Annotated in this window: 5 protein-coding genes; 2 read left to right on the top strand and 3 right to left on the bottom strand. The window is 68.4% G+C overall.

The genetic code is table 11. The features are described 5' to 3' along the window. Window positions 1-283: 283 nt before the first annotated feature. The 3 genes from E9232_RS32845 to E9232_RS32835 are packed head-to-tail and all read right to left on the bottom strand — an operon-like array spanning window position 284 to window position 3820. Window positions 284-856, bottom strand: coding sequence for a PqiC family protein (locus E9232_RS32845; RefSeq protein WP_309801483.1), 573 nt, complete (start codon window positions 854-856; stop codon window positions 284-286). Next, entirely contained in the window at window positions 856-2541 is a 1686-nt protein-coding gene (locus E9232_RS32840; RefSeq protein WP_309801482.1) for a PqiB family protein, read from the bottom strand. The genes E9232_RS32845 and E9232_RS32840 overlap by 1 nt, the downstream gene beginning before the upstream one ends. Beyond that, on the bottom strand, window positions 2534-3820 hold the full coding sequence (locus E9232_RS32835; RefSeq protein ID WP_309801481.1) for a paraquat-inducible protein A: 1287 nt from the start codon (window positions 3818-3820) through the stop codon (window positions 2534-2536). Before E9232_RS32835 ends, E9232_RS32840 begins: the two co-directional genes overlap by 8 nt. Before the next feature lie 406 nt (window positions 3821-4226). Here E9232_RS32835 and E9232_RS32830 point away from each other — a divergent pair, with 406 nt between their 5' ends. Both E9232_RS32830 and E9232_RS32825 read left to right on the top strand, forming a co-directional pair. Continuing rightward, entirely contained in the window at window positions 4227-5087 is an 861-nt protein-coding gene (locus E9232_RS32830; RefSeq protein ID WP_309801480.1) for a MurR/RpiR family transcriptional regulator, read from the top strand. 41 nt (window positions 5088-5128) lie between these two features. Further along, window positions 5129-6715 carry an ABC transporter substrate-binding protein gene (locus tag E9232_RS32825; protein ID WP_309801479.1) on the top strand — a complete coding sequence of 529 codons (1587 nt, stop codon included), beginning with the start codon at window positions 5129-5131 and terminating at the stop codon, window positions 6713-6715. The last annotated feature ends 2 nt before the right edge of the window (window positions 6716-6717 follow it).

Genomic DNA, 6717 nt, shown 5'->3' with positions numbered 1-6717 from the left:
TTCCGCGCCCCGGTCCGGGTGGCCACCCGGACCGGGGCATCCCGCTCTCGCGGAATGATCCTTTCTACCCTCTTTCCAACAGACAATTGCGAGGAAGCGAAGCCGACGAATCCATCCATGGTGCCGGTCCGAGCGGCCCGATGGATTGCTTCGCTGCGCTCGCAATGACGGTGTTGGGGTGGAGAGGCGACGCAAAGGGCTGTCTGCGGCTCGGCGGAGGAGCCCCCTCCCCCTCAGGAGCGCCTGCTGGTGACGAAACGGGCGCTGGCGCCGGACCGCCCCGCTACCGCAGCTTGCCGGCGATGCGGTCGGCGAGTTCGCCGAGGGCGTCGCTCATCGCCTGGACCTCGGCCGCGGTGGTCTGGTCCGCCGGGCGGCGGGTGATGCGGGCGGTCTCGGTCACCGGCTTGCCGCGCGCCTTGTGGCGCAGGCGCCATTGCGCCTCGAGCACGATGGTGCCGTCGGCCTCCGGGTCGAAGCGGCTGAGCGCCAGCTCGACCGTCAGGTCCTCGTCGCCCGACAGGGTGCGGCTGGTGGTGATGACCGATCCCGCCGGCAGCCGCCGGGTCAGGTCGTCGGCCAGCACCCGCTGCACCATGTTGGCCAAGGGCTCGCCCCAGCGCTCGAATTCGGCGACGCCGAGCTCGACCGCGCCCGAGCGGGTGACGATCTGCGGCCGGTCGAGGTATTTCGGCACCTCGACCGCCGCCACCGACGCCGTCACCGGCCGCCCCGGGGCCGAGACGCCCGGCGCGGCCGCCAGGGTGTAGACCTTGGGCGGCGTCGAGGAACAGGCCGCCACCGCCGCCAGCAGGCAGGCGGCGAAGGCGCGGTGGGATAGCGGCAGAGCGCGCATCAGTTCAACCCTTCGGTCTTGCCCCGGATCAGCGCCTCGGGGTGCTGCTCGAGATAGTCGGTGAGGACGCGGATCGAGCGCAGCGTGTCCTCGACCTGGCCCATCAGCCGGGTGAGGTCGCGCTTGAAGCCGGAATCGGCGCCGTAGCCGTCCGACCCCAGCGTGCCGCCGAGCCGCCGCACCGCCTGCTGCGCCGCGGCCAGCAGCGGCGGCAGCTGCTGCAGCGTCGGGCCGAGATTGGTGTTGGCCTGGCCCAGCAGCTGCTGGGTCGAGGACAGGGCCCCGGCCAGCGAGCGCAGCGACTCCGTGATCTCCGGCGAGGCCGCCAGGGACTGGAGGGTCTTCAGCGTGGCGTTGGTCTGGTCGACCAGCTGGTCGATCGGCAGCGCCGAGATCTTGTCGAGGATGGCGCTGGCCGAGCGCATGACGCTGTCGAACTGGCCCTGGACGGTCGGCAGGATCGGATAGCGGTCGCCCTCGCCGACGGTCTGCTGGTAGGTGTCGGGGAAGATGTCCAGCGTGACGATCAGCTGGCCGGTCAGCAGGTTGCCGTTCTTCAGCTGCGCCCGCAGGCCGCGGCCCACCAGGGCCTTCACCTGATCGGTGTATTCCTTCGGCCCGAGGCCGGGCTTGGCCCCGACCATCTCGATCCGCTGCGGCTCCAGCTCGACCAGCACCGGGATCCGCATCCGGTTCTGGGCGGCGTCGTATTGCAGCCGGACCTCGGACACCCGCCCGACCTTGATGCCGCGCCATTCGACATTGGCCCCCGGCTCCAGCCCGCCGACCGAGCCGTCGAAATACAGGAGATAGGGCAGCCGGACGGTGTATTCCGCCTCCTCGACGCTGGCCTGGTCCTTGTACAGGGTGAAGGTGGTTCCGGCCTTGGCCTGCTCGCCGGCGCTACCGACATCGGGCGTGTCGAAGGCGATGCCCCCGGCCAGCACCGCGGTCAGCGATTCCAGCTGGATCTTCAGCCCCTGCGCCCCGGCGCCGATCGAGATGCCGGACGCGTTCCAGAAATTGGTCTTGGCCCGGACCTGGCTGTCGAAGGGCGCGCGGACGAAGGCGTGAATGGTGACGCCATTGGCCAGGTTGTCGGCGTCGAAGCCCATGACCTGGCCGACCTGGACGTCGCGGTAGAAGATCGGCGAGCCGGGGCCGACCGAGCCGATGCGGTCGGCCTTCAGCAGGAATTCGGTGCCCGGCACGTCGGCCCGCACCACCGGCGGATCCTCCAGCCCGGTGAAGCTGCGGCGGCTTTCGCCCTTGCCGGGGTCGAGCTCGATATAGGAGCCGGAGACGATGGTGGAGAAGCCGGTCAGCCCGCCGCTGGCCGACAGCCGCGGCCGCACCACCCAGAACCGGGTGTCCTGGTTCAGGTGGGGCGCCGCCGCCTGGGTCATCTCGGCGGTGACCTCGACATGGCTCAGATCCTCCGACAGGGCGATGGTCTTGACCGTGCCGAACACCACCTCCTTGTGCTTGATCAGGGTCTTGCCCGCCTCAAGCCCGTCCGCGGCCTGGAAGCTGATGGTGATGGTCGGCCCCTGGCTGGAGAAGGTGATCCAGCCGAGATAGCCGGCGATCAGCACCGCCACGATCGGGATCAGCCAGATCGGCGACAGCCGGCGCTTGCGGTCGATGCGGGGGGCGGCCGGCGGGAGGCCGCTGGTCTCAGTCATGGTCGGCACTGTTCTCTCCCGCCGCGTCCCACATCAGGCGCGGATCGAAACTCATGGCCGCGATCATGGTGATGATCACCACGGCGGCGAAGGACACGGCCCCGATGCCGGGCTCGATCGTCGCGATCTGCCCCAGCTGCACCAGCGCGACCAGGATCGAGATCATGAAGATGTCGATCATCGACCAGCGCCCCACCGCCTCGACGATGCGGTACAGCACCGTGCGGTCCTGCAGCCGCCGCCTTGTGCCGCGCCGGGTGGTGACCAGGAGGGTGATCAGCCCGGCCAGCTTCAGCACCGGCACGGTGATCGAGGCGAAGAACACCAGCGCCGCCAGCGGCCACATCCCGGAATCGGCCAGTTCGATCACCCCGCTCATGATCGTGTCGGGCGCCCCGCTGCCGAGCGAGATCACCGTCATGACGGGCAGGATGTTGGCGGGGATGTAGAGGATGATGGCGGTGATGACCAGCGCCCAGGTCCGGGTCAGGCTGTCGGGCTTGCGGCGGTGCAGCGCGGCGCCGCAGCGCGGACAACCGGCATGGGCGCCCGGCGTCACGTTCGAGACCAGGCCGCAGGCATGGCACAGCCGCGCCGGCCGGGCCGGGTCGGCCGCCGGCGGCGTCGGCACCAGCCCGCGCCGTTCGAACACCCGCCACACCGTCTGGTTGTCGAGCGAGGTGCCGGCGGCGATGATCGCCAGCATCAGCGCCCCGACCGAATAGAGGCCGGGGCCGATGTCGACCGTGGCGAGGTCGATCAGCTTCACATAGGCGACGAAGACGCCCAGCAGGTAAACCTCCATCATCGCCCAGGGGCCAAGCAGTTCGGCCCAGCGATAGAGGCGCGGCAGCCAGCGCGGCGGCCGCTTCAGGCGCAAGCCGCCCAGCACCAGGGCCAGCGTGCCCAGCCGCAGCCCGGGGGCGACGAACATGGTCAGCGCCACCACCGCCGCCAGCTCCCACAATCCCTGCCGGTACAGGGTGACGACGCCGGTGACCAGGCTGGCCGCCTGGATCCGGCCCGAGATCTCCAGCGAGATGAAGGGCAGGAGATTCGCCATCAGGAAGAACACCAGCCCGGCGCAGGTGTAGGCGAAGGCGTGGTCGAGCGAGGTGGCGCGGAACTTGTGCAGGGTGGCGCCGCAGCGGCTGCAGCGCGCGGCGGTGCCGTCCGGCAGCGCCGGCACGTCGTGCCGCAGCCCGCATTCATGGCATTCCATCAGCCGGCCGGTTCCGGGATCGGTCGGCCCGGTCCGCGTCGCCGCGATATCGCTCAACGGTTCATCTCGATTGGCCTTGCCGGCGCCATCCCCTCCCGCAGCGGCAGGACGGCCCCGCGACTTTATGGGCTAAGACCCGCCGGGCGAAACACAAGATGATTGATTCTCGGTCTTTTTTGGCCGGGGCCGTCGCGACCGACGGCACGATCTTCACCCTCCATCGCCTGGCCTTTGGGCCGGGCCTCGCCATGAGCTGCTGGAACAGCGCGGCGAGGATCCTGACCAGGGTCAGGCCGGCTCCGCTCCGGCCACGGCCGAGAGGCCGACCATCTGGCGCATCACCCTCGTGCTATTCCCTGGCAGAGATGGCGTGCCTTTTTTATATCAGAAACATGACATCTGTTGCGTATAAATCAGAAAGCTGACAGTCTTTCTCAAACAGGGGGGTTCAGTGACCGGATCGGTGCGCCAGAGACTGACCGAAAGCCTGGAGGACGGGACGGCCGCGGGGCGCGCGATCGCCACCTACATGCTGGCCAATCTGAGCGAGCTGCCGTTCGAGACCTCGGCCACCATCGCCCGCAAGGTGGGTGTCAGCGAGCTGACCGTCGGCCGCTTCTGCCGCTCGGTCGGCTACCAGCACTTCAAGGACCTGAAGGCCGACCTGAAATCCGACATCGGCGACAGCCCCTGGCTGATCGGCGACCGGCTGCGCGAGTTCCAGGCCCGCAGCCGGACCGGCGGCGGCGACCTGGCGCGCAGCCTGGATCTGGAGATCGCCGCCATCGTCCGGGTCTACGAGCTGGCCCAGACACCGCAATGGAAGACGGTGGTGCAGCGGCTGGCGACCGTGCCGCGGATCTTCGTCGCCGGCTTCCAGACCGAACGCGGCATCGCCGCGATCATGGTGCATCAGCTGCGTTACCTGCGCGACGGGGTGCATCTGGTCGACCTGTCCTCCGGCAACTTCGCCGAGGTGCTGCTGACCGACGCCGAAGGGGCCGCGCTGGTGCTGTTCGACGCCCGCCGCTATTCGCAGCAGGCGCCGCTGCTGGCGCGCCGGGCGCGGGATGCGGGCATGCCGGTCACGCTGGTCACCGACCAGTTCTGCGACTGGGGGCATGACTGCGCCACCGAGGTGTTCGCAGTGCCGACCGAGATCAACCTGTTCTGGGATTCGACGGCACCGATGGTGTCGCTGATCCAGCTGCTGCTGAACGGCATCTTCGCCGAGCTCGGGCCCGAGGTGGAGGAACGGCTGAACCGGATGGCCGAGCTTTACAACGACTTCATCGGCCATGTCGGCCGCATTCCCGACCGCTGACGCGGCCGGCCACGACAAAAGACCAAAACACGGAGGCAGAGATGACGGGACTGACGACAGGCGGAGTCCGCCTGGCCGGAGTGCTGGGCCTTGCTCTCGCGGCGATGCTGCCGCTGCGGCCGGCGGCGGCACAGGATGCGGTGATCGTGCTGAGCAGCGCCGAGGCCGGGGTGCCGAACTACGACCCCATCCGCGGCGCGATCCTGAACACCGGGGCGGCGCTGATCTATGACCGGCTGGTCGAGCAGGACGCCGACCAGTCCTTCCACCCCCACCTCGCCACGTCCTGGGAAAGCACCTCGGACGGCATGGCATGGACCTTCAAGCTGCGCCAGGGCGTCAAGTTCACCGATGGCGAGCCGTTCAACGCCCAGACCATCGTGTGGTGGATCCCGAAATACAAAGGCACCGAGAACGAATTCATGATCGACGCCATCGACCATGTCGAGGCGGTGGACGACTACACCGTGCGCTTCGTGATGAAGCGGCCGGAGCCGAACCTGATCTACAACCTGGCCAGCACCTTCATGAGCATCCCCAGCCCGAAGGCGTTCGACGCGGCCGGCGACAGCTATGGCGTGACCGAGGCGGTGGGCACCGGCCCCTACAAGCTGGAGAGCTTCACCGTCGGCCAGGAAACCGTGCTGGTCCGCAACGACGACTACGCCTGGGGCAGCGACCTCTCGGAGAACCAGGGCCCACCGCATATCGGGCGGCTGACGCTGCGCGAGATCCCGGACCAGTCGACCGCCTTCCTGGAGCTGAAGACCGGCGGCGTCGACATGCTGCTGGACCTGCCGACCGACTACCTGTCGCAGCTGAAATCCGAACCGGACATCGACTTCCGCACCCAGCCGGGCTTCGGCACCACCTACATGCCAATCAACACCCAGGCCGAGCCCTTCACCGACATCCGGGTGCGGCAGGCCACGGCGCTGGCCATCGACCAGGCCGCGATCCTGAAGACCGTCTACAACGGCATCGGCACCGAGGCGCACCAGTTCCTGATCGCGTCGCTGCCGGAATCCAAGGTCGATCCCAAGGTCGAGATCCGCTACGACGCGGCCAAGGCCAACCAGATCCTCGACGAGGCCGGCTGGGTGCGCGGCGACGACGGCATCCGGGTCAAGGACGGCAAGCCCCTGTCGGTCAAGCTGTGGACCCGGGCGGAGACCGAATACAAGCGCATCGCCGAGATCGTCCAGGCCCAGCTGAAGGCCATCGGCATGGACGCCGCGATCACCGTCTTCGACACCAGCACCATCCGCGACCAGTACAAGAAGGGCGAGCACCAGCTGGTGATCGCCACCTATGGCTGGAACAACGCCGACATCCTGGACTGGTGCTTCAGCGGCAAGCGCCTGTTCTACCCGAATGTGGCGATGTGGAACGACCCGAAGTCGGAGGAGCTGAACGAGGTCGCCATGCACCAGTCCCGCACCGGGGCGGAGCGGGAGGCCAATTTCCGCAAGTACCACGAGTACCTGCTGAGCCAGTTCGTGTTCGCCCCGATCTACGAGCCGGCCCAGAACGTCGCCTTCAACAAGGCGCGGCTGCAGGTGCCCGGCGTGATCCGCGGCCCGCAGCTGAGCCAGCAGACCATCGTCGACCTCAAGGTCGCCGAGTAGCG

The organism is Inquilinus ginsengisoli, from assembly GCF_031453975.1.
In the GTDB taxonomy this organism is placed as follows: Bacteria; Pseudomonadota; Alphaproteobacteria; order DSM-16000; family Inquilinaceae; genus Inquilinus; species Inquilinus ginsengisoli_A.
Note: the sequence above shows the minus strand (reverse complement) of the source record. Positions and strands in the feature narration are given on the sequence as shown.

Excerpts from the sequence above, each read along its gene's own strand:
- E9232_RS32845 (WP_309801483.1), bottom strand. The coding sequence starts at position 856 with ATGCGCGCTCTGCCGCTATCCCACCGCGCCTTCGCCGCCTGCCTGCTG.
- E9232_RS32840 (WP_309801482.1), bottom strand. The coding sequence starts at position 2,541 with ATGACTGAGACCAGCGGCCTCCCGCCGGCCGCCCCCCGCATCGACCGC.
- E9232_RS32825 (WP_309801479.1), top strand. The coding sequence starts at position 5,129 with ATGACGGGACTGACGACAGGCGGAGTCCGCCTGGCCGGAGTGCTGGGC.